The organism is Kitasatospora sp. NPDC058406 (assembly GCF_042722765.1).
Lineage (GTDB): Bacteria > Actinomycetota > Actinomycetes > Streptomycetales > Streptomycetaceae > Kitasatospora.
Genome location: NZ_JBHXKE010000163.1, coordinates 1 through 21,680 on the forward strand (window position 1 = coordinate 1; position 21,680 = coordinate 21,680).

The window sequence follows — 21,680 nt, forward strand, 5'->3', positions numbered from 1 at the left end:
GAGTACTCGGTGCCGGCCACCGTCATGCCGCGGTCGTCGTCGCTCCGCGGTTCTCCGTTCGCCTGACCGGCAGCGCGCCCGGCGAACGCCCCGCGGGCCGATCAACCGGGCCGGTGCGAGCGGTCGCCGTGCCGGGGCCGGGCACCCGTACCCTGCCCGGCGTCGTCGTCGGCCGGTGGCGCGGCGTACGGGCTACGCGGGTCGGCGGCGGCGGCCGCACTCTCGGCGGTGGCGTCGTAGCCCTGCCGCACAGGGCCGCTGTCGGGGCGCTCCGGGTCGGACCCGTCCGCCGGGTCCCCGTCGTCGGAGGCATTGTCGGAGGCATTGTCGGAGGCATTGTCGCCGTACGATCGGTCGGCGGGCGGCCCGGTTCCGGCGGCGGCCGCCCGCTCGTTCCGGTCCTCGTGCTGCGGCTTCTCGTCTGCCACGGGAGGCTCCTCGGGTTCGGTGGCGTGCCTGTCTCGTTCAGTGGCGTGACCCGTGCCGGGCCGACCCCGTCAGGCGCCGGCCGGCGCGGGGTGTCAGGGAAGCGGGGTACCGCCGGTCGCGTTGACGATCTCCGCGGTGATGTAGGAGGCCTCCTGGGAGGCGAGGAAGACGTACGCGGGCGCCATCTCGGCGGGCTGGGCGGCGCGGCCGAGCGGGGACTGCTCACCGAAGTGGGCGACCTTCTCCTCGTCCATGGTGGCCGGGATGAGCGGCGTCCACACCGGACCGGGGGCGACGGCGTTGACCCGGATGCCCTCGGGGGCGAGCTGCATCGCCAGGCCCTGGGTGAACGCGACGATCGCCGCCTTGGTCATGGCGTAGTCCAGCAGGTGGGGGCTGGGCTTGTACGCCTGGACGGAAGCGGTGTTCACGATGCTCGCGCCCTCCCCCAGGTGCGGCAGGGCGGCCCGGGTCAGCCAGAACATGCCGTACAGGTTGGTCTTCATCACCCGGTCGAACTGGTCGCTGGGGATCGCGGCGAGCCCTTCGGGCCTCGACATCTGGTAGGCGGCGTTGTTCACCAGGATGTCGAGGCCGCCGAAGTGGGCGGCGGCCCGGTCCGCCAGCCCGGTGCAGAAGTCCTCCTCCCGGATGTCCCCCGCCACGGCCAGGGCCCTGCGGCCCGCCTCCGTGACGAGCCGCACCGTCTCCTGCGCGTCCTCGTGTTCCCCGGGTAGGTGGCAGAACGCCACATCGGCGCCCTCCCGCGCGAACGCCAGGGCCACGGCGCGTCCGATGCCCGAGTCGCCGCCGGTGATCAGGGCCCGACGGCCTGCCAGCCGCCCGCTGCCGCGGTAGGTGGCCTCGCCGTAGTCCGGTTCGGGCTCCATGGCCGCACCGCTGCCGGGGTGCGGCTGCGACTGCGCCGGGAACGGCGGCCCCGGGTACTGCTCGACCGGATTGCGCGGGGTGTACTGGTCCTTGCTCACATCACCACTTCCTCGACGGTCGCTGTCGGTGCCCGCCGCGCCGCCGTCCAATGCGCGGCGGTGTGCCCGGGGTCCGAACTCCAGGGGTCCGGTCAGCGGGCGGACCCGGACGGCCCGGGGAAGCGGTCCCAGACCCGGTGTGCGGCGAGGAGGCCCACGACCCTGTCGACGACCTCCTCCCCCACGCCACCGAGGACGATGCCGGGGGCACCGGCGGGGATGCCGGCCGCTGTCAGGGCCTGCTCGGCGGTGCCCCAGCCGCCGATGGCCTTGGCGTGCCGCCACGCCTCGGCGAGCAGCAGGGTGATGCGCGGGTCGACCGGCGCACCCGGGTTGCCGGGCGCTCCCGCTTTGGCGTCCCGGCCGCCGTCGGCGTCCAGGCCGGGGGCGGGGGTTCCGGCGAGCAGGACGGCGTCGAACTCGGTCGAGCGGGCGGTGGCGAAGGTCCGCCGGACGGGGACGGGATCGACGCCCTCGGCCGTCAGCTCCCCTCCGGTCGGGGCGATCACCAGGGGCACCAGGCCGGCGTCGAGGACCGCGCGCCGTACGGCGGCGAGCTGTGCGAGGTCACCGGCGGGGTCGGCGACGATGCCGATGACACGGCCCTCGGTCGGCCACTCCTGCCCCAGCTGGGACAGGGCCGGACTCGGCGCGGGGTCCGCGAGCGGCTCCGAGGCCTGCGGCGCGGGCAGGCCCAGCCCGTGCGCGACCTGTGCGCACAGGTACGGGTCGATGTTGGCGAGTGCCAGCAGGGCCCGTTCCTTGACGGCCTGGTGGTAGCACTTGTTCAGTTCGAAGGTGTACGCGGCGATGATGTGCTCGCGCTCGGGCGCGCTCATGCTCAGCCAGAACAGCCGGGCCTGGCTGAAGTGGTCGTCGAACGACGCCGGGGCCTCACGAACCTTGGACGCGGCCGCGATCGGGGTGGGGTGCTCGATGAAGGCGTGGTCGCCGGCGCCGGCGAAGAACGGGCAGCCGCCGTCCAGCGAGTTCGGCTTGTAAGGGGCGACGCCGCTGTGGACGGCGTCCTGGTGGAAGCCGTCGCGCAGCATGTCGTTGACGGGCGCGTGGGTGCGGTTGACCGGGATCTGCGCGAAGTTCGGGCCGCCGAGGCGGGTGATCTGGGTGTCGAGGTAGGAGAACAGGCGCCCGGCGAGCAGCGGGTCGTCGGTGACGTCGATGCCGGGGACGAGGTGCCCGGGGTGGAAGGCGACCTGCTCGGTCTCGGCGAAGAAGTTCGTCGGGTTGGCGTTGAGAGTCATCAGCCCGATCGGCTGCACGGGGGCGAGTTCCTCGGGGACGATCTTGGTGGGGTCGAGGAGGTCAATGCCCTCGAAGGTCTGCTCGGCGGTGTCGGGGAAGGTCTGGATGCCCAGCTCCCACTGCGGGAACGCGCCGGCCTCGATGGCGTCCGCGAGGTCGCGGCGGTGGAAGTCAGGGTCCGTGCCGGCGATCAGCTGGGCCTCCTCCCAGACCAGGGAGTGCACGCCGAGCCTCGGCTTCCAGTGGAACTTCACGAGGGTGGTGGCGCCGCCGGCGTCGACGAGGCGGAAGGTGTGGATACCGAAGCCCTCCATCGTCCGGTAGGAGCGGGGGATGCCGCGGTCCGACATGTTCCACAACGTGTGGTGGGTGGCCTCGGTGTGCAGGGACACGAAGTCCCAGAAGGTGTCGTGGGCGCTCTGCGCCTGCGGGATCTCCCGGTCCGGATGCGGCTTGCCGGCGTGGATGACGTCGGGGAACTTGATCGCGTCCTGGATGAAGAACACCGGGATGTTGTTGCCGACGAGGTCGAAGACGCCTTCGGCGGTGTAGAACTTCGTCGCGAAGCCGCGGGTGTCACGCACGGTGTCGGCGGAGCCGCGCGAACCGAGGACGGTGGAGAACCGCACGAACACCGGCGTCTCCACGCCCTCCGCCAGGAACGCGGCCCTGCTGACTCCGGCCGCAGTGCCGTATCCGCGGAACACGCCGTGGGCGGCGGCCCCGCGGGCGTGGACCACCCGCTCCGGGATCCGCTCGTGATCGAAGTGCGTGATCTTCTCGCGCAGGTGGTGGTCCTGCAACAGCACCGGACCGCGGGGACCGGCCTTCAGCGAGTGGTCGGAGTCCGGCAGCCGTGTGCCGTTCGCCGTGGTGAGGAAGCCGCCGTTCTGCGCCCGGACGTCGTCCACCGCCCCGCCGTCCCGTCCGGTGGCGGACAACGGCGCGGGCGCCCGCTGGTCGGGTGAAGGGGGAAGCGGGGCCCGGGGCTCGGTGGGCTCGGCCACCGGCGGCGGCTCCGCACCCGGTGCACCCGGGACCTTCGCCTCGGGACGGCTCGTCTCGTCGGTCAGGGCATCGATGACGGCGTCAGCCGCCCTCTTGAGGGGACCCGGCGTTTCCATGAGCGTTCTCACCTTCGGGTAGGGGTGGTGCGCAACCGCCACGGGGTCGGCGCGGTTCCTGAGGAGTCGTGCTCGGGTGGAGGGCTCCCGGGGGCGGGCCGTGTCCTGGGACCGCGCGGCCGCAGCAGCCGTGCCCCCGCTCCATCGCGTCTGCCCCGGTAGCGACGTACCAAGCAGATGCCTGCCCTGCAGTCCCGCGGCGGGACGGGGTGCGCGGAGGAAACGGGCTCAAGGCCACCGCGAAGTGCCGCCCGCACCCCGGGTGCGGAGGAACTCGACGGCACCCGTTTCCCACGGCGCGCCGGCGTTGCCGCCCCCGCCGTCGACGGCGTGTCCGTGGCTGCGGCCGTAGGAACCGGGACCGGCTGGGGACAGCCCCGGGGTTGTGAGGTGGCGGAGAGTTGCACCGTCCACCGGGCTGCCGAAGTCTGTGGCAACCGCTGCACGGCACCACCGGCACAGGCTCGATCCTGCTGGACGGTGTCGAACCTCGCATCCCGACGGCTGTCCACAGCCGAGACGGTCGGCGGCCCGATCCTGAGGTTTCGGCATCGGGACGGCTTGTGGGACGGACGCGATCGTCGACCGCCTGCGGGAACCGTCAGGGCCCCGGGAGTGCCTCCAGGACCTGCTGGAAGCCGCGACGGCGGTCGGCCGGGAACGCTGCCTGTCGTGCATCGACCGAGCCGCGTCGGTCTGTCCCGTCTCCGGTGCCCTCCCTCCCCACCGGACGTCATCCGCCGGTGGTGGCCCCTGACACACCCCCGCCACGCTCCGGCCGGTCGGGCAGTTCCGTCCACAGGTCGAGGAAGGCCCGCAAAGGCGCACACGGCCGGGTGCCCGCCCGCCACACGAACACCTTCCGCAGGCGGATGGCGGGCTCCAGCGGCACGACGTCGAAACGCCGGTCGGCGGCGAGGACCGGACTCGCGCGGGACGTCAGGGCGATCCCGATCCGCTCGGCCACCAGCGCGAGTTGGAGGGCGACGTCGTTCGTCGCGTAGGCGATGTCCAGCCGCAGCCCCTCCGCGGCGAAGGCCTCACGGATGAACACGTGCGCTCCGCTGTCGGAGCCGTAGCTGATGACCGGGCTCCGGACCACCTCGTCGAAGGTCATCGGACCGCTCGCGGGCCGGCTTCCGGCGGGGAGGACCGCGACGATCCGGTCCTCCAGCAGCACGCGCGAGGCGACGGCGGCGGGTCCGCCGTCCGGAGGTCCCGCGACCACGGCCGCGTCGATCGCCCCGTCGCGGACCCTCGCCAGCAGCGACGGGCTCGACGCCCCGACGAGACTCACCGCGACCCGCGGATACCGGCGGTGGTACTCCCCCAGCAACCGGGGGATGACGGTCCCTTCCAGGCCGCCGACTGTCCCGAGCGCGAACGAGCCGCCGAGCAGACCGGACCGGTCGGCGAACTCCAGGACGGCCGAGGCGGCCGACGCCAGACAGGCCCGGGCGTGCGGCAGCAGGGCGGTACCGCCGGAGGTGAGGACCACCTGCCGGGGCAGCCGTTCGAACAGGGGCTCTCCCAGCTCCTTCTCCAGGGCCTGGATCTGCTGGCTGATCGCGGGCTGCACGACGTGACAGCGGGCCGCCGCCTTCGTGAACGACCGCTCCTCCGCCACCGCCACGAAGTACTCAAGCGTACGGAGCTCCATGGCTGACACGCTATCAACTGCGCACCTGAGCGACCGGATTGCGCCCGACCCCGACCGATCGCGAGCCCGGAACGACGACCCCGGTCCGATCAGCGATCGTGACGGCTGCCATCACCGCCGTGTATTGGACGCGCGCGGCCGGGGCACCGAAGCTGGTGACAGGGCGTCGGCCGGACCGGGGCCCCGGCGAAGGGCGAGGACAGGCAGATGAGAGTGACCGTCGTCGGCGGCGGCATCGCCGGACTGACCTGCGCCCTGAGCCTGCACGCCGCCGGCTTCGCGCCACGGGTGTACGAAGCGGCACGGAAGGTCGAGGCGGTCGGCGTCGGGATCAACCTGTTGCCGCACGCCGTCCGGGAACTCTCCGAACTCGGCCTGGACGGCGAGCTGGCCTCCGTCGCACTGCCCCCGCACCGGTTGAGCTACCGGGACCGGACGGGCGAGACGGTCTGGGAGGAGCCGCTGGGACGCGCGGCCGGGTACCGCTGGCCGCAGTACTCGGTGCACCGCGGCCGACTGCAGATGCTGCTGCTGGCGGCGGTACGTGAGCGGCTGGGGCCGGACTCGGTCCGCACCGGTCTGCTGTTCCGGCGGTTCGAGCAGGATGCGGGCGGCGTCCGAGCCCACTTCCTGGACCGGTCGAGCGGTCGGCCCGTGGTCGACGACGCCGACGTGCTGGTCGGCGCGGACGGCATCGACTCCGTGGTCCGCGGCCGGTTGTACCCGGACGAGAGCGCCCCGAGCGGGAACGGCGTCCACATGTGGCGCGGGGTCGCACCGCACCCGCACATCCTCGACGGCCGTTCGATCGTGGTGGCCGGGGGCACCCCCGGTGCGAAGTTCGTCGCCTACCCGATCGAGGACCCCGCGACCGCGGGCGCCGATGCCCAGGTGAACTGGGTCCTGGAGGTACGGCACGGGCCGTCCGCCCCGCCTCCGGGTGGCCCCGGCCGTCGTGTCACCGAGGCGGAGGCCCGCGCCGGACTGTCGTCGTGGAACCTGCCGTGGATCGACCTCACGAAACTCGCCGAACGCTCCACGGCGATCGTCGAGTACCCGATGACCGACCGCGCCCCCCTGCCGCGCTGGAGCTTCGGACGGGTCACCCTCCTCGGTGACGCCGCACACCCGATGTTCCCCATGGGCATGAACGGCGGCTCGCAGTCCGTCGTCGACGGCCGCGTGCTGGCCTGGTGCCTGGCCCGTGACGACGACGCCGAGGCCGCGCTCCGCCGCTACGACCGGATGCGCCGGCCGGCCGTCAACGCGATCGTGCTGGCCAACCGGGACCTGGGGCCGGAGGAGACGATCGCGCGAGCCGAGGAGCACGGCGGGGCGCTGCCCGTCGGGGAGGCCGAGAGGATCGCGACCCGCTACAAGACGCTGGCCGGGGCCACCGTGACCCAGGTCAACACCCACCCGTCCTGGACGGTCCCTGCCGTCTCCGGTCAGGAGCGGCTCGTCAAGGGGCAGTGACGGGCCCGGACCCTCGTTCCGGCGGACCCGGACGGACCCCTCTCGGGCGGAGCCGGGCACCACAGCCCGCACCTCGAACCCGGTCCGGCATCGGCCTACGCCAGGCGGGGCAGCCCCGGACGACGGTGCTCGACCGAGGCCGTCCGGAGCCCCGCCGCACCTCCCGGTGGACGGTCATGGACATGTCTACCGTTCCGGTCCGCCGACCCGGGCGCCGGGCCGGATCCGCGTGCTAGAACCGGCAGCGGGCGTGAATCCGCGCCCCGAAGCACCGTGCGACCCCATGCCACCGACCACACCTCGGGAGACTCATGTCCGCCGCACGCACCTCACGCACCCGCCCGGTCCGTCTGCTGCTCGCCGCCCTCGCCGCCCTGACGCTGCTGCTCTCCGGAGCAGCGGGCGCGACCGCCGCGACCACCTCCACCACGGCCGTCACCGGCCTGGACGGCGTCTGGGCCTGCACCGTGCCCGCCGGTTACGTCTTCGACCAGGTCGTCCAGGACACCCAGTGCAGCTCGGGCAGTTGGACCGCACCCCGGTTCCACCTGCGCACCCCGGTCGACGGGCTGACCTCGTGCCGTCAGGCGCCGGGCTTCACCTACGACTTGATCACCTACACCTACGGCTGCAGCCAGCAGCCGAGCGTGCCCTCGACGACCTTCCGCATCCGGGTCCCGGTGAACGGTTTGTGGGCCTGCGTCGTCCCGGCCGGCTTCACGTACAGCTTGAAGACGACCACCACGGACTGCAGCTACAACCCCGGCGTCCCGTCCACGAAGTACCAACTGCTCGGCTGAGCCCGCTCGTACGGGTGGCGCGGGCCTCGCGCCACCCGTACGACGGACCGCCCTGCCGCCGGTTCGCCCCGTGCGCCTCGAACTCTCCCGGCCGGCAGCCGACGCGGGACGCCGGCGGCGGGAGGGCGGGCGGCGGGCAGCGGGCAGCGGGCGGCGGGCGGCGGGCGGCGGCTCAGACGACCAGGACCCGGCGCCCGCGGGTGTGGCCGGCGCGGCTGTCGGCGTGCGCCGCCGCCGCCTCGGTGAGCGGGTACGACTTCTCGACCGGGATGTGGAGCCTGCCCCGGGAGATGAGGTCGACGGCCTCGGCGAGCGCGTCCGGCACGCTCCCGGCCACGCCGGAGAACCGGACGCCGAGCTGCGGCGCACCGAGGTCGGCGATGGAGACGACCTTGCGCGGGTCCCCGGTCAGCTCGACGAGTTCGCGGATCACGCCCGAGCCGGCCAGGTCGAGGGCCGCGTCGACCCGGCCCAGGTGCCGCACCCGTTCGACCCAGCCGTCGTGGTAGGTCGTGGCGAGGGCGCCCAGGCCGCGCAGGTAGTCCTGGTTCGCAGCCCCGGCCGTGCCGATCACCGCGATGCCGCGCGCGCGGGCGATCTGCAGCACCGCCGACCCGACGCCGCCGGACGCGCCGCTGACCAGCAGCGTCTGCCCGGGCCGCACGCCGACCTCGCGGATGACGCGCAGCGCGGTCTCCACCACCGACGGGTAGCCGGCCGCCTCCTCGAAGGTCAGCCCCTCGGGCATCCGGGCCCAGGCCGACAGCACGGCGAATTCGGCGTACGTGTCGGCGCCCTCGCCGAACACGCGGTCGCCGATCCCGATCCCTTCGACGCCCTCGCCGACCTCGTCCACCACCCCGGCGGCGTCCAGGCCGACCCCGGCGGGCAGCTCGACCGGATGGGCTCCCAGGACCTGGCCCTCCCGGATCCTCCAGTCGACGGGGTTGACACCCGCCGCCCGGACGGCGATGCGTATCCGACCGGGGCTCGCGTGGGGTTCCTCGGCCTCCACCAGGTGCAGGACCTCGGGACCGCCGAACTCGGCGAAGCTGATTTTCCTCATACGACCGAAGATAGCCCTAACCGTTAGTGTTTCACAACGGTGAGGGATTCCTACCTGGTAGTGTCAGGACATGATCGAGCCGCCCGGACGCCGCGAACGCAAGAAGGCCGCGACCCGTCAGAAGATCGCTGACACCGCGCTGCACCTCTTCCTGGAGCGCGGGTACGACGCCGTGGGCATCCGCGACGTGGCGGCCGAGGCCGACGTGGCCGTCACCACCGTCTTCGCCCACTTCGCCTCGAAGGAGGCGCTGGTGTTCGAGCGCGACCGGGACTTCGAGCAGCGCCTCACGCGGGCGGTGACCGACCGGCCTCCGCACGAGCCGCTCATCCCGGCGCTGCACCGCGAGGTCCAGGCCCAGGTGCGGCACTGCACGGCGGAGGGCAGTGCCCCCCTCCGACGCATGATCGAGGGATCACCCGCCCTTCAGGAGTACGAGGAGTCGATGAGCCTGCGTCACGCGCAGGCGCTGGCGGCGGCGCTGGCCGCCGATCCCCACCTGTCCCGGAGCGCGACGGCCTGCCGGGCGACCGCGCGGTTCGCCATCGACGCCTACGCGCTGGGCTGCCGGGCGGACGATCCCGGGGCCACGGTGGACGAGGTCTTCCGGATGATCGAGGCGGCCTGGGAGGCCACCGCGCCCTGAGCCGGGTGCCACCGCGGCCAAGGGCCGCGTGTCACACCGCGCGGCCCTGTGCGGTCAGTCGGGTGGAACGCGGCGCATGCCGCGTTCTCACCTCACCGAAGCCGCTGGAGGTCGGAAAGCCGTGCTGGCAAGAACCCGCCGGAGCAGGATCGCGCACCGTCTGAAGGTGTTCCTGGTCGCCGCTCTCGCCGTCGCCGCCACTGGGGTCTGGGCACAACCCGCAGCTGCGGATGTCCGGCCCGGCCAGTGGAGGTACCTGCACACCAAGATCATCCAAGACGCCGCGTCGGACATCTCGGGTGAAACCGAGTACACGAACGTCGTCACCGCCATCCGTCAAGCCGCGGGTCACCCGTTCGACGGCGACATCCGCGAGATCCAGGACCACGCGGGCGGGCTCATCGTCCTCGAAATCGAGGGCGAACTGAGCCAGCTGCGGGGCACGCTCCTGATCAACCCGCAGTCGCTCTACATCGCAGGGTTCGTGACCGCCCACAACGCCTACTTCTACTTCCGGGACGCCGCCCCCAGCGTCATCTCGGAGATCCATCAACTGGCCCTGTCGCAGAACGGCCGCGCCCTCCCGCTCCAGATGAACGGCAGCTGGGGCGACTGGGAGCAGCGGATCAACGCGTCGGGCGTCGGGCTCCAGAGGAACTTCAACACCGCGGACTTCGGCAGTGCCAGCTGGTACCTCTGGAGGATGACCGTCGGTGCCCACCACGATCACCTCCCCCAGATCGCGGAAGCCATGCGCACCCTGGCCGCCGCCTACGAACTGGGCGTGCGCTGGACCAGCTTCCGTGACGACGTCGCCCGCGCGATGGGGCGGACCACCTACGAGACGAGGACCTCGGTCTACGACGAGGGGTCGATGGAGGTCCGTCGCGCCTGGGCGCGTTGGACCAACTGGGCCGCCCGGCACGCGGAGTGGTGGAGGAACCACCGGGCCGCCGAGGCCGCGACCCGGCTCCCGGAGAACTTCGAGATCGGCCCGATCAACGGGACTCTCCGCACCATGGGGGACATCCACCGGGAGATCCGGATGACCCCGTACCTCGGGCCCTCCCGCTAGACCGCCGGAGCCCGCCGAGCCGGCTCGGGGCCCGGCCGGACGTCGCTACGACGTCCGGCCGGGCCCTGTTGCTCCTGCCGGCCCTGCCGAGACCGCGGGCGGCAGGCCGCCTCGGGCCGTGCGGGCCCGCCGCCCGCACGAAGGGCCCGGCCCGGGGGAGCAACTTCTCCCCGGGCCGGGCCCTTCGCCCGACGCGGCCCCTACCGCATCTCGCGTCCCTGGTTGTTCGTGAGGATCCGGAGCGTGGAGACCACGTCGGAGACGGTGCGCAGCGTGCCGTTCACGGGTCCCAGGTGGACGGGGTAGGGCAGGACCGCGCCGCCTGCCGCCCGGTCGTCCGCCAGGAAGGGGATGTTGAGCAGGGCGTCGTTGTTGATCTTCTCCCAGTTGGAGCGGAGCTCTCGGGTGCGGTTGTCGAGGACGACCGCCGAGGAGGTGCTGTTGGCGAGGGCGTCGCCCACGCGGTCGCGGAAGAGCGTGAGGTGGGGAGCCTGGGCGTAGGCCGGGCTCAGGGCGAGCAGGTACTGGGCGGTCTGGGGGAGGAAGCGGTCGATGTACTCCGGCCCGGGCGAGTTGCCCAGCGACGTGGCCATGTCGCGGAACGATCGGGTGCCGATGCTCGTGGGGGCGGGCAGGCCGCCGCCGGTGGCTGCGTCGTACCACGTGTCGAACGATCCGGACAGGTGCATCCGGTGGGTACTCGCCCCGATCGACCTCGCGTACCCCTTCATCTCCGAGACCATGTCCGGGTTGGCGTCGCTGAAGTAGTACACGTCCTGGTTGCGGGTGTGGAAGCCCGTGAGGTACCCGCTGTGGGGGTTCAGGAACAGCGTGACGAGCCGGGCACTCGCGTGATTGCGAACGTCGATGCCGATGATGCCGTCGCTGTCCGCCTGGCTCAGGCGCACATCGCCGCGGACCGTCGGGCCCGCCATCCAGTTGCGGATCTGGGTGACAGCGGAGTAGTACAGGTCCCTGCCGAACGCTCCGCCCGGGTGGGCGGGATCGTCGTCCAGCTTGTGGATGACCCAGGTCACCTTGTCGGGGGGCACGGCCGGGGCGGCCGGCCGGGTGCCGAGTGCGGTGAGCGCGAGGGCGGCGGTGAGGACGACGGCCGCCGGCCGTACGGTCCGTCTGGTGGTGGGTTTCGGCTTCACGCTCAACTGACAGCTCAGGTGGCGTGTTTGTGACGCGCGCCGGTGGGCGTCGGCCGTCGCGGCGGGCGCGGGTGCCGCCGGCTGTCACACCGGGCGGTCCCGCACGGTCATCTGTGGCGAGCGCGGTCGTCGTCGACGGGCGGTCCGGGGAACTCCGTTCACACGTCCGCACCGTGGCGGCCCAGGTCGCCGACGGCCACCGAGGGCCACCGACGGGCCCCGGCCCGCGCGGCCCCTCGCCCGCGCCCGACTCCGCTCCCCCGCCCGCAGAGCCCTCAGCCGGAGGTAACACCGTGCGACGCCGGACCTTCCTGCGGATCCCTTCCGCTCTCCCCCTCACCACCACGGCCATCACGGCCATCACCGTCACCGCGGCCACCGCGGCCAGCCTGACGGACGCGGTCGCCGCCGACGTGCTGCCCGGCCGGGCCGCGGTCCTGGAGTCGGTGCGCCGGGTGAACGACCACTGGATCAACGCCCACACCGATCCCGGTGACAACCTCTGGGCCCGTGCCACCTACTTCAGCGGCGACCTGGCCGCCTACCGGCTGACGGGCGAGCGACGCTATCTCGCGTACGCCGAGTCCTGGGCGGAGAAGCACGACTACGGCCTCGCCGGCGGTGTGACCACGCGGCACGCCGACCACCACAACGCCGGCCAGGTGTACCTGGACCTCCACGAGGCACGCGGCGGGGAGGAGCGGATCGCGGCCATCGAGTCGTCCCTGCACCGGATGGTCCACACCGACCGGCCCGAGAAGACGGACGACTGGTGGTGGGCGGACGCCCTGTACATGGCGATGCCCTCGATGGCCCGGCTCGGCGCGCTGCGCGGCGACACCGCGTACTGGGCGAAGATGTACGCGCTGTACCACCACACCAAACGGGTCCAGGGCGGTGGGCTGTACGACTACACGCACGAGCTCTGGTACCGCGACGGCACCTGGTCCCCCGGCGGCTCCGGCCGGCTGTCGCCGGACGGCAGGCCCGTGTTCTGGTCCCGGGGCAACGGGTGGGCCTACGCCGCCCACGCCAAGGTGCTCTCCGTCCTCCCCTCCACCGACAAACGGGCTCCGGAGTACCGGTGGAACATGCAGGGCATCAGCCGCGCCCTGCTGGCCTCGCAGCGCCCGGACGGCTTCTGGAACCCCTCCCTGGGCGACCCGCGACACCTGCCCGGCAAGGAGTCCAGCGGAACGGCCCTGTTCTGCTACGGCCTGGCCTACGCCATCCGCACCGGCCTGATCGACCGGAGCACCTACCTGCCCGTCCTCGCCAGGGGCTGGAACGCGCTCGTGCGCGACGCCGTGCACCCGGACGGACGGCTGGGCTGGGTCCAGGGCATTGGGGACCGCCCGGAATCGAGCCGGCCGATCACCTACGAGACCACCGCCGACTTCGCGGTCGGCGCCTTCCTGATGGCCGGCTCGCAGGTCGCGCGACTGGCCCCGTGAGCGCGCAGCACCACCCGCGGGCCACCACCCGGCGGCGCCGGGACCAGGAGCGACTCCAGGGAGCCGACGTCGCCGGTCCGGGCCGCCGCGACGAAGGCCTCCAGCAGCGCCCGGAGCTCCCGCGCGTCCGCCGTCTCCCGCTGCCCCTCCGCGAGGGCACGCCGGGCCCGGCTCACGATCTGGCGGACGTTGACGACGCTGAGACGCAGCATGTCGGCGATGTCCGCGTAGGAGTACTCGAAGGCCTCGCGCAGGATGTACACCGCCCGCTCCCTGGACGTGAGCCTCTCCAGGACCAGGAGCAGCGCGAGTTCCAGCTCCTCGGCCCGCTGCACACCGGCCTCCGGGTCGGCCTCGGGGTCGGCGGCGGTGTCGACCGGCTCGGGCAGCCAGGGGCCGAGGGAGATCTGCCGGCGCGAGCGGGCGGACTGGACCACGTTGATGGCCATCCGGGCGGTGGCGCGCGACAGGAAGGCCACGGGGCTGACCACCGCCGAGCGGTCGGTCCGCTGCCAGCGCAGCCACACGTCCTGGACCACGTCCTCCGCCTCGACCGCGCTGGCCAGCATCCGGTACGCGATGCCGAAGAGGTACGGGCGCAGCCCCTCGAAGACGGCTGCGGCCTCGTCCAACGTATCCTCCCCGGCGCGCTGTTGGGGATGTGTACACGTCGCGGACAGGTCGTCGGACACGGTCACCACGGCTCCGTTTCACACCGGCATCCCGTCGATGCCGCCGTGCACACACGCTGCCGCCCCGGCCCACCGCCCGGCGCCCGGGAAATCCCCGGTCCACCCCCGGGTCTCCCCCGGGGGCGGTCGGTGCCCGGACCGTCAGGGGCCGGCCAGCGCGGCGCGGAGCCTGTTGCGCGACTTGACGTCGAGCTTGGTGAACACCTTGCCCAGGTGCCATTCCACGGTGCGGGGGCTGATGAACAGTTCGGCGCCGATCTCGGAGTTCGTCAGGCCGTCGGCGGCCAGGCGGGCGATCTGCCCCTCCTGGGCCGTGAGGGCCTCGCGCAGGTCGCCCGCGTCGGCCGGACGGAGTCGCACCGTCTCGCCCGTGGCGAGGAGTTCACGTCGGGCCCGCTCGGCGAAGGCACCCGCTCCGAAGCGCCCCAGCATCTCGTGAGCGGTGCGCAGGTGCACGCGCGCCTCGACCCGCCGGTTCTCGCGTCGGAGCCACTCGCCGTACACCAGGTGGGCGCGGGCGAGGTGGACGGCGATCCGGCCGCGTCCGAGGCGCTCGACGGCCTCGCGGTAGAGCCGGTCGGCGGCCGGACCCTCGCTCGCCAGCGCTCTGGACAGGGCCAGGACACCCAGCGCCCAGTCCGTACCGCCGGCGTCGGCCCGCTCCGCCAACCGGCGCAGCGACGCCCCGGCCGCTTCGGGGGCACCGGCGCGGACCGCCGCCTCGACGTGCTCCGCGAGGGCGAACCCGATGACCGCCAAGTCCTCGTGCTCCAATGCCTGTTCGGCATGGGACAGGGCGTCCTGGTACCGGCCGAGACCGTTGTACAGCACCGAGAGGAGGTAGTGCTCGACACCGATCGCCCGCCCCTCGCCCCACGAGACGGCGTCCACGGCGGCGCTCCGGATCACCTCCGCGACGTGCTCCCCCTCGCCGCGCCAGGCCGCGAGCAGGAGCGACGGATAGGCCATCGGCGAGTGACCGGTCACCTCCGCGAGGGTGTCGGCCTCGTCGACGAGCTCCGCGGCGAGGTCGAAGTCACCGGTGTGCACGGACAGCGCGGCCCGGTAACCGAGCGCCAGCGGAAGGAAGTTCAGAGCCCCCGTCTCGCGCGCCGACCTGACCGCGTGCTCGGTCAGCCGGTGCCACGTCTCGTCGTCCCACATCTCACCGGCGACCAGCCACAGCAGCCAGAGCCAGCGCATGACCTCCGCCCCCTCGTCTCCGGCGGCCTGCCGGAACGCCCCCAGCGCGGACCTCAGCAGCGGCCCCCCTGCGGCGCAGCCGTCGGCGAACCAGGTCACCAGGCCGTCGAGGAGCAGGTCCGTCGGCCGCGGCGGCTGCGCCCCCGGCGGCGCCGTCCGGGCGGCCGCGGCAACCTCCCGCACGCCGACGCGCTCCCGCAGCCGCCCGGCGAAGACCGCCGACCCGACGGCATCGAGGTACGCCTCCCGCGCGTGCGCGTCGTCGACCCGCCCCAGCCGGCCGGCCGCATCCAGCAGCAGCGGAAGCGCCTCCCCGCCACGTCGGCGGGCGAAGGCCAACTGGGCCCGCAAACGCGCCAGTCGGGCCTGCTGCGCCTCGTCCAGCGGGCTCAGCCGCGCCGCGGCGAGAAGGTCGAGCGCCGCGTCCGGGGAGCCCGCGTCGAAGGCGGCCTGCGCGGCCGCGGCCGCCCGCGTTCCACGACGGCCCGCGTCGGGCGTCAGCTCGGTCGCACGTCTCAGGAACGCCGCTGCCGCCGCGATCCCGCCACGGGCCTGGGCCCGGCCCGCCGACCGCTCCAGCTCGTCCGCCAACGCCCCGTCGGGTTCGAGCGCCGCGTGAGCGCGGTGCCAGGCCCGACGATCCGAATCTGCATCGGGATCGGTCGCCTCGGCCAGCGCGCGGTGCACGTCCCGGCGCACGGTGGGGTCGGCGGCACGGTAGGCCGCCGAGCGCACCAGCGGGTGGCGGAAACGCACCCTCGTACCGAACTCGACCAGTCCCGCCGCCTCGACCGCTCCCGCCGCGTGCGCGTCGATGTCGAGCCGCTCGGCGACCCGCCTCAGCAGCGGCACGTCACCCACCGGCTCCGCCGCCGCCAGCAACAACCGCTGCGCCGCGGCCGGCAGCGATCCGATGCGCCGCAGGTACGCCTGCTCGATCTGGCTCGCCAGCGGGCGGACGTCCGGACGCCCGAACCCGCCGGCCAGCTCCGCCGCGGTCAGCCCCCGGGTCAGTTCCAGCAGAGCCAGCGGGTTGCCGCGGGTCTCGGCGACGATGCGGTCCCTGACCCGTTCGTCCAGCCGTCCGGGCACCACCGAGTCCAGCAGCACCCGCGCGTCGTCGTCACGCAGCCCCCGGACCTCGACCTCGCGCAGCCCCCGGAAGGGGTCACCACCTGCGGCGGGCGCCGACCCGCGCACCGCGAACACCAGCGCCACCCGCTCCGCCAGCAGCCGTCGCGCGACGAACGCCAGCGTCTGGGCGGAGACCTGGTCGAGCCACTGGGCGTCGTCGACGACGCAGACGAGCGGCTGCTCCTCCGCCGCCTCGGCCAGCAGGCTGAGCACCGCCAGGCCGACCAGGAAGCGGTCCGGCGTGCTCCCCACACTCAGGCCGAACGCTACGGACAGGGCGTCGCGCTGGGGGCCGGGAATGCGGTCGAGGTTCCCCGTCAGGGGCACGCACAGCTGGTGCAGCCCTGCGAACGCGAGCTCCATCTCGGACTCGACGCCGACGGCCCGCAGGACCTGACACCCTGTCGCACGGCCCGCCAGGTACTCCACCAGGGCGGACTTGCCGACTCCCGGCTCGCCCCGCAGCACCAGCACCTGGCCCCGGCCCCCGTGGGCGCCGGCGATCACCTGGTCCAGCGCTCCGCATTCGCCCCGCCGGCCGACCAGCCCGCGCAGCCCCCGCCGAGGGGTGCCGCCCGCCATCCACCACCACCACGCAGTTCAAGGTTCGGACCCTGATCGGCTCGGGTCGTCCTCATCATGCATCAGTTCGCCGGGGACGAACAAACAGTGGACTCCTCGGCGCCGCGCGGGGCGGGGTCCGTACCGGGGCGGTGGAGCCGGATCCGCCCTCACGCGCGAACGACCGGAGGGAGACGGGACACACGCTCGCGGGTGCCGCGGGCCGTGGAGCGTCCGGGCGCCCGTCGGGGCGGACACAGCCCCAGCGCATCATCGGTCCGCTCGTGGCCAGGCGCGGACGACCGAGGCGCAGTGAGGACGATCTCGGCCGGGCAGCCCCGGAGCCCCGAACGGGTCCGGTTCAGGAGAAGGGCGGCGCCGGAGGAGGACGACTCAGGAGGCGGACGGCTCGATCTCCCCCGCGAAGACGATGACCTGGTCGATGAGGCTCCGCCGCAGATGGACGACGTCCGTTCCCGCCAGGCGGGGGCCTCCGTCCGGCGTCGTGAAGATCCACTTGTACCGGGCCCACTCGTCCGGCATGTCCACCGCCGAACAGCGCACCATCGTGCCGGTCCCCGCGGGGTGGCGCCGGATGTCCAGCACGAACCGCTCGACCGCCTCGATCCCCTCACTGCGGCCCAACGGTCCCCAGAAGACCACGTCCGAGGTCAGGGCCTGGGAGAGCAGCGCAATCACGTAGCTGTCGTCCGAGGCGTTGAACGCGGAGATGAACGTGTCGATCGCGGACCGCGCGGTTTCTTCCTGCATACACCAGTAATACCAGTCCCCTCGCGGACCGCGCTCGTCCCGCGAGCCGTCTCCCGACCGCGGCGAACCGTCCCGGCCGCAGCACTAGCCGCCGGTCCGGCCGTCGAGCATCTCGCGCAGGATGTCCAGGTGGCCGTTGTGGCGGGCCGTCTCCTCGGTGAGGTGAAGGAGGATCCAGCGGAGGTCGACATGGAGACCGTCGCGGACGACTCCCTCGGCCTTGGTGTCCAGGCTGTTCCCGACGACCAGTTCGCGGTAGCGGGCGCTCTGTTCGGCGTACTCGTCGAGCAACTGCGTGAGCGGGAAGTCAACGGCGACACGCATCTCGCGGTCGGGGTCCTCATCGGTCCAGGGGCCCCGGTCCTCCTCGCCGAGGAAGACCACCTGGAACCAGTAGTACTCGACCCAGCGGAGGTGGTTGATCAATCCGCTCATGGTCATCAGCGGTGAGCCCGGCAGGAGCGCCTTGCGGGCGTTCTCCGCGGAGACACCGTCGCACTTGGCGCGGGCGGTGTCACGTGTGTAGTCGAGAAACGTGGTGAGCTGGGTGCGCTCGTCCCACGCGGGCGGCGTGTCGTCGATTCCGGTCATCGCGCGAAGCGTCCCCGATCACGCAACCGATGTCGACATATTTTTTTCGACGGGCCCGACCTGTTCCCACCGAAGGTGCGGGTCTCGACGAGTTCGAGATCCACCCGCGCCCGTGCCGGGAAGGAACGGAACGCCGCCACCGACCAGCAACGGGGCGCACCCTCGGCCGTGGGTTCCAGATCGCAGCCCGCTCGAGCATCGAGTCGTCCAGCGACGGATCCTGGTCGGCGGTCTGCCCGTCTCGGCGGCGGCGCCCGGGTGTGCGGCGAGGTCGCGCGGCAGGCTCTTGCAAGATGCCCGCGTATGCAACTATCTTCGGTGACATAAATTGCAGCTGCAACCAGTTGCGAGAGCGCCCCCGTCCCCTGGCGCCGCCGACCCACCGGGAGTCCGACATGAGCACCACCCTCTTCACCCCGTACACCCTGCGGGCGCTGACCATCCCCAACCGGATCTGGATGCCGGCGATGTGCCAGTACAGCGCCACGCCGGACGGGGACGCGGCCGGTGTTCCGACGGACTGGCACTTCACCCACCTCGCGGCGCGCGCGGTCGGCGGCACCGGGCTGATCATCACGGAAGCCACCGCGGTCAGCCCCGAGGGCCGCATCAGCCCGTACGACCTCGGGATCTGGAACGACGAGCAGGCCGCGGCCTTCCGGCGGATCACCGCCTTCCTGAAGTCGCAGGGCACCGTCCCCGCGATCCAGCTCGCCCACGCCGGTCGCAAGGCATCCACCGAGCGGACCTGGGTCGACCGCGGGCGCGCCCTCGCCGCGGACGAGCCCCACGGCTGGGCGCCGGTCGGCCCCAGCAGCGTGCCCTTCTCCCCCACGCACACCACGCCGGAGGAACTCACCGAGGAGCAGATCGGCCGGATCGTGCAGCAGTTCGCCGACGCCTCACGGCGCGCGCTCGACGCCGGCTTCCAGGTCGCCGAGATCCACGGCGCCCACGGCTACCTGATCCACGAGTTCCTCTCCCCCCACACCAACCGCCGCACCGACGGCTACGGCGGCTCCTTCGAGGGCCGTATCCGGTTCGCCCTGGAGGTCGTCGACGCGGTGCGCGCGGTGTGGCCCGAGGAGCTGCCCGTCTTCTTCCGCGTCTCCGCGACGGACTGGCTCACCGAGAACCCGGAGGACGGCCGCGAGGGCTGGACCTCCGAGGACACCGTCCGCCTCGCCAAGGAGCTCCAGGCACACGGCGTCGACCTGCTGGACGTCTCCACCGGCGGCATCGTCCCCGACGCCAGGATCGAAGCCGCACCCGGCTTCCAGGTGCCCTTCGCCGAGGCCGTGCGCAACGAGATCGGCCTCCCCGTGGCGGCCGTCGGCCTGATCACCGACCCCGCCCAGGCCCAGGCCGTCGTCGCCGAAGGCCGTGCCGACGCCGTCCTGCTCGGCCGCGAGCTGCTGCGCAACCCCTACTGGGCCCGCCACGCAGCCGCCGAACTCGACGGCGAGGTACCCGCCCCCGCCCAGTACCACCGCGCCTGAGCGGGTGGCACCCGCCCGCACGGGATCAGCCGTCGCACAGCCCTGCCCTGGCGGCGCGCTTGCCGCCCTCCCCGCGAACGCGGGTGTCAGCCTTGCTCCACCTCCGTCAGTCAGCACCACGACGGAACGATCTCCGGCCAACCACCAGCGCGCAGGCCGAACAACCGGCCGTCGCGGGCCGACCTCGCGGGCAGCGGACGGCCTGTCGTCCGCGGAGACGACAGGCCGCTTCGGTCATCGAAGGCTCACGCCCTGGGACCAGACTCGCTGAATCGTGCGATAGTCGATCACGGCTATGCCCTCCTGCTGGAGGACCTCACGGGCCTGCGGGGATGTCAGGAACTCGTAGTCCGTCCGCCGCACGAGCCAGCCACCGTCGACGGCCTGCGACTCCCTGTCTCCCAGGCCGGGATGTGCCGCCCACTCGTTGAGCCCGGCCAGCAGGTCACGCAGCATCTGAGCGTATCGAGCCGCTTTTCCTTCGATGCCGAGGGAGAAGAGGGAGAAGCTGTCCAGGAAGTCGTTGTCGGCGACCGGCAGCCCGCGTCCCCGCATCACCCGGCGCCCGGGTTCGAGCCAGACCCGGACCGCGAGGGAGTACTCCGCCGCCAGCACGGTGGTCAGGTCGAGGATGTCGCTCCGGCCGCCGTCGGCCAGGCAATGGAAATCCAGATGGGTCGGCGTGAGCCCGGCGTCGGCGACGGCATCGATCTGGGCGCGGAACTCCGGTTCGACCTCATCGAGCCGGGCCTGGCCGAGCAGGGTCGCCCGGCCGACAGATATCGGCGAGAACAGGTCGCCCGCAGGGTCCAGCAGTGAGGTCACGCGTTCTTTGGCGATCAACGGCTCCCACGGGAGGTCGGGCATCTCGCACACCAGCGTGAGATGGATCCCGAACGGGATCTGCGGCCGCCGGCGGAGCAACTCCATACATCGTGATCAGCCGCATCCTGATCTGCTTGGATACCCGGGTGACCGACCTCGCCGCGACTCCCCCGTGCCCCTGTGTGCTCTGTGACCCCGCCGCCTCCGCGACCTTCCGCGCACGGCGGCGGCGCGCGAAGCGCTGGGCTTCCGAGATGACGCACGTACGCGAGCACGGCTGCCACGTGGTCGGCGTGGGTGGCGGAGGTGAAGTCCCCGACTGGGCCTTCACCGTCGGCCTGTGGCATTCCTACCGGGTCCCGGAGGTCGCCATGTTCGGCCTGGAACTGGACGGCCTGATGCACTGGGTCGGCAGTGCCGCCGTCCGGGTTCGCGACGGGGCATCGACGGAGCCCGGCACGCTGCTCCCGGACGTCATCGAGGGCTACCGGCTCCGATGCCAACCGGTGGATCCCAGTTGGCACTATCCACTGCTCGGTACGTTCGTCGGCTTCTACCGACAGACCCCGGTCCCCGTCGTCCAGTTGCTCTGGCCCGACCGGGAACACCGCTGGCCCTCGGACGAGCAGGCCAGCCCCGGCTGCCGCGCGCAGCCCGACCTACGACTTCCCGTCGACGAGCACCCCGAAGGTGTCTGGACCCGGGAGGCTGCCCGATAGCGAGGCCGCGCCGCCGGCGCCTGTCGGCGCGAACCGTCCGACTGCTCGCGGAGGCGGTGGGGGCCCGGCCGCCGCCGCGCAGCTCCTCAGCGATCCGTTTCGGGTGGCGTCGGCGACCGGCGACGGGCGACCGGCAGGCGGGACTTGGCGATGGTGCGGATGCGCCGGGTACGGCCGCCCTCGGCCGGTTCCGCCAGGGAGACCTTCTCCTTCACCGGTGTGCCCGAGCCGAACGAGGGCCGCACCCCGAAGACCGTCAAGGTCACCGCGGGCCCGGTCGAGTTCGACACGGTGGTCCGCATCGACACCCCCGGTGAGGCGGACCACTACCGCGACGGCGGCGTTCTGCAGTACGTGCTCCGCAGCCCGACCGCCTGACGCTCCACCAGTTCCTCAGTGGGGCGGGCTACTTCGTGTGGCCCGGCCTCTTGTGTGCGCGCCCCGGCATGGACTAGGCCGTGTTTTAGAAGGCGTCGAAGGTGTGCCTGGTCGGCCGCCCTGGGAAGCTTCGGGCGGCCAGCCAGAGGATGAGGTCGCGCGCGATCG

General features: G+C 72.7%; 17 protein-coding genes and 2 pseudogenes. 8 read left to right on the plus strand and 11 right to left on the minus strand.

Annotated elements, in window-relative coordinates:
* Positions 1-101: 101 nt before the first annotated feature.
* The 4 genes from ACFWOG_RS27405 to ACFWOG_RS27420 form a co-directional block, all read right to left on the minus strand.
* Positions 102-428, minus strand: a complete 327-nt coding sequence (locus tag ACFWOG_RS27405) for a hypothetical protein (protein WP_380361338.1) — start codon at positions 426-428, stop codon at positions 102-104.
* Positions 429-521: 93 nt separating this feature from the next.
* Positions 522-1,418 (minus strand): SDR family oxidoreductase, encoded by an 897-nt coding sequence (locus ACFWOG_RS27410; RefSeq protein WP_380361339.1) that lies wholly within the window; start codon positions 1,416-1,418, stop codon positions 522-524.
* A gap of 92 nt (positions 1,419-1,510) precedes the next feature.
* The gene (locus ACFWOG_RS27415) at positions 1,511-3,805 is read right to left on the minus strand and encodes a catalase (protein WP_380361340.1); all 2,295 of its coding nucleotides are present in this window, start codon (positions 3,803-3,805) and stop codon (positions 1,511-1,513) included.
* A gap of 733 nt (positions 3,806-4,538) precedes the next feature.
* Positions 4,539-5,465: a LysR family transcriptional regulator gene (locus ACFWOG_RS27420; protein ID WP_380361341.1), complete on the minus strand. Its 927-nt coding sequence runs from the start codon at positions 5,463-5,465 to the stop codon at positions 4,539-4,541.
* Between the two features lie 207 nt (positions 5,466-5,672).
* On the opposite strand from ACFWOG_RS27420, the gene ACFWOG_RS27425 reads away from it, so the two are divergent.
* A complete protein-coding gene (locus tag ACFWOG_RS27425; protein WP_380361342.1) occupies positions 5,673-6,941 on the plus strand; it encodes an FAD-dependent monooxygenase in 1,269 nt (422 codons plus the stop codon).
* Positions 6,942-7,252: 311 nt separating this feature from the next.
* Positions 7,253-7,741: a hypothetical protein gene (locus ACFWOG_RS27430; protein ID WP_380361343.1), complete on the plus strand. Its 489-nt coding sequence runs from the start codon at positions 7,253-7,255 to the stop codon at positions 7,739-7,741.
* 172 nt (positions 7,742-7,913) lie between these two features.
* On the opposite strand, the gene ACFWOG_RS27435 is transcribed toward ACFWOG_RS27430, so the two are convergent.
* Positions 7,914-8,807: an NADP-dependent oxidoreductase gene (locus tag ACFWOG_RS27435; protein WP_380361344.1), complete on the minus strand. Its 894-nt coding sequence runs from the start codon at positions 8,805-8,807 to the stop codon at positions 7,914-7,916.
* A gap of 70 nt (positions 8,808-8,877) precedes the next feature.
* Here ACFWOG_RS27435 and ACFWOG_RS27440 point away from each other — a divergent pair, with 70 nt between their 5' ends.
* Complete coding sequence (locus ACFWOG_RS27440) at positions 8,878-9,453, plus strand: TetR/AcrR family transcriptional regulator (RefSeq protein WP_380361345.1); 576 nt, start codon at positions 8,878-8,880, stop codon at positions 9,451-9,453.
* A 121-nt stretch (positions 9,454-9,574) separates the two neighbouring features.
* A complete protein-coding gene (locus ACFWOG_RS27445; RefSeq protein ID WP_329880194.1) occupies positions 9,575-10,528 on the plus strand; it encodes a hypothetical protein in 954 nt (317 codons plus the stop codon).
* Positions 10,529-10,728: 200 nt separating this feature from the next.
* Here the strand turns inward: ACFWOG_RS27445 and ACFWOG_RS27450 are convergent, their stop codons facing one another.
* Entirely contained in the window at positions 10,729-11,685 is a 957-nt protein-coding gene (locus ACFWOG_RS27450) for a ribosome-inactivating family protein (protein WP_380361346.1), read from the minus strand.
* Between the two features lie 293 nt (positions 11,686-11,978).
* On the opposite strand from ACFWOG_RS27450, the gene ACFWOG_RS27455 reads away from it, so the two are divergent.
* Positions 11,979-13,139: a glycoside hydrolase family 88 protein gene (locus tag ACFWOG_RS27455; RefSeq protein ID WP_380361347.1), complete on the plus strand. Its 1,161-nt coding sequence runs from the start codon at positions 11,979-11,981 to the stop codon at positions 13,137-13,139.
* Here the strand turns inward: ACFWOG_RS27455 and ACFWOG_RS27460 are convergent.
* From ACFWOG_RS27460 to ACFWOG_RS27475, 4 genes are all read right to left on the minus strand, one after another.
* Positions 13,064-13,771, minus strand: a complete 708-nt coding sequence (locus tag ACFWOG_RS27460) for a sigma-70 family RNA polymerase sigma factor (protein WP_380361348.1) — start codon at positions 13,769-13,771, stop codon at positions 13,064-13,066. The genes ACFWOG_RS27455 and ACFWOG_RS27460 overlap by 76 nt on opposite strands.
* 201 nt (positions 13,772-13,972) lie before the next feature.
* The gene (locus ACFWOG_RS27465; RefSeq protein WP_380361349.1) at positions 13,973-16,750 is read right to left on the minus strand and encodes an ATP-binding protein; all 2,778 of its coding nucleotides are present in this window, start codon (positions 16,748-16,750) and stop codon (positions 13,973-13,975) included.
* A 372-nt stretch (positions 16,751-17,122) separates the two neighbouring features.
* A complete protein-coding gene (locus ACFWOG_RS27470) occupies positions 17,123-17,500 on the minus strand; it encodes a nuclear transport factor 2 family protein (RefSeq protein ID WP_380361350.1) in 378 nt (125 codons plus the stop codon).
* 84 nt (positions 17,501-17,584) lie between these two features.
* Positions 17,585-18,091 carry a DinB family protein gene (locus ACFWOG_RS27475; RefSeq protein WP_380361351.1) on the minus strand — a complete coding sequence of 169 codons (507 nt, stop codon included), beginning with the start codon at positions 18,089-18,091 and terminating at the stop codon, positions 17,585-17,587.
* Positions 18,092-18,486: 395 nt separating this feature from the next.
* On the opposite strand from ACFWOG_RS27475, the gene ACFWOG_RS27480 reads away from it, so the two are divergent.
* Positions 18,487-19,590: an NADH:flavin oxidoreductase/NADH oxidase gene (locus ACFWOG_RS27480; RefSeq protein WP_380361352.1), complete on the plus strand. Its 1,104-nt coding sequence runs from the start codon at positions 18,487-18,489 to the stop codon at positions 19,588-19,590.
* Between the two features lie 234 nt (positions 19,591-19,824).
* Here ACFWOG_RS27480 and ACFWOG_RS27485 read toward each other — a convergent pair.
* A pseudogene (locus tag ACFWOG_RS27485) lies at positions 19,825-20,526 on the minus strand (ChbG/HpnK family deacetylase); the annotation flags it as partial.
* Positions 20,527-20,669: 143 nt separating this feature from the next.
* Here ACFWOG_RS27485 and ACFWOG_RS27490 point away from each other — a divergent pair.
* Both ACFWOG_RS27490 and ACFWOG_RS27495 read left to right on the plus strand, forming a co-directional pair.
* Positions 20,670-21,134 (plus strand): DUF4262 domain-containing protein, encoded by a 465-nt coding sequence (locus tag ACFWOG_RS27490; protein ID WP_380361353.1) that lies wholly within the window; start codon positions 20,670-20,672, stop codon positions 21,132-21,134.
* 198 nt (positions 21,135-21,332) lie between these two features.
* Positions 21,333-21,512 (plus strand): annotated as a pseudogene (locus tag ACFWOG_RS27495) (hypothetical protein); the annotation flags it as partial.
* Between the last annotated feature and the right edge of the window lie 168 nt (positions 21,513-21,680).

Excerpts from the sequence above, each read along its gene's own strand:
- ACFWOG_RS27415 (WP_380361340.1), bottom strand. The coding sequence starts at position 3,805 with ATGGAAACGCCGGGTCCCCTCAAGAGGGCGGCTGACGCCGTCATCGAT.
- ACFWOG_RS27420 (WP_380361341.1), bottom strand. The coding sequence starts at position 5,465 with ATGGAGCTCCGTACGCTTGAGTACTTCGTGGCGGTGGCGGAGGAGCGG.
- ACFWOG_RS27425 (WP_380361342.1), top strand. The coding sequence starts at position 5,673 with ATGAGAGTGACCGTCGTCGGCGGCGGCATCGCCGGACTGACCTGCGCC.
- ACFWOG_RS27430 (WP_380361343.1), top strand. The coding sequence starts at position 7,253 with ATGTCCGCCGCACGCACCTCACGCACCCGCCCGGTCCGTCTGCTGCTC.
- ACFWOG_RS27435 (WP_380361344.1), bottom strand. The coding sequence starts at position 8,807 with ATGAGGAAAATCAGCTTCGCCGAGTTCGGCGGTCCCGAGGTCCTGCAC.
- ACFWOG_RS27440 (WP_380361345.1), top strand. The coding sequence starts at position 8,878 with ATGATCGAGCCGCCCGGACGCCGCGAACGCAAGAAGGCCGCGACCCGT.
- ACFWOG_RS27465 (WP_380361349.1), bottom strand. The coding sequence starts at position 16,750 with ATGGCGGGCGGCACCCCTCGGCGGGGGCTGCGCGGGCTGGTCGGCCGG.
- ACFWOG_RS27470 (WP_380361350.1), bottom strand. The coding sequence starts at position 17,500 with ATGCAGGAAGAAACCGCGCGGTCCGCGATCGACACGTTCATCTCCGCG.
- ACFWOG_RS27475 (WP_380361351.1), bottom strand. The coding sequence starts at position 18,091 with ATGACCGGAATCGACGACACGCCGCCCGCGTGGGACGAGCGCACCCAG.
- ACFWOG_RS27480 (WP_380361352.1), top strand. The coding sequence starts at position 18,487 with ATGAGCACCACCCTCTTCACCCCGTACACCCTGCGGGCGCTGACCATC.
- ACFWOG_RS27490 (WP_380361353.1), top strand. The coding sequence starts at position 20,670 with ATGACGCACGTACGCGAGCACGGCTGCCACGTGGTCGGCGTGGGTGGC.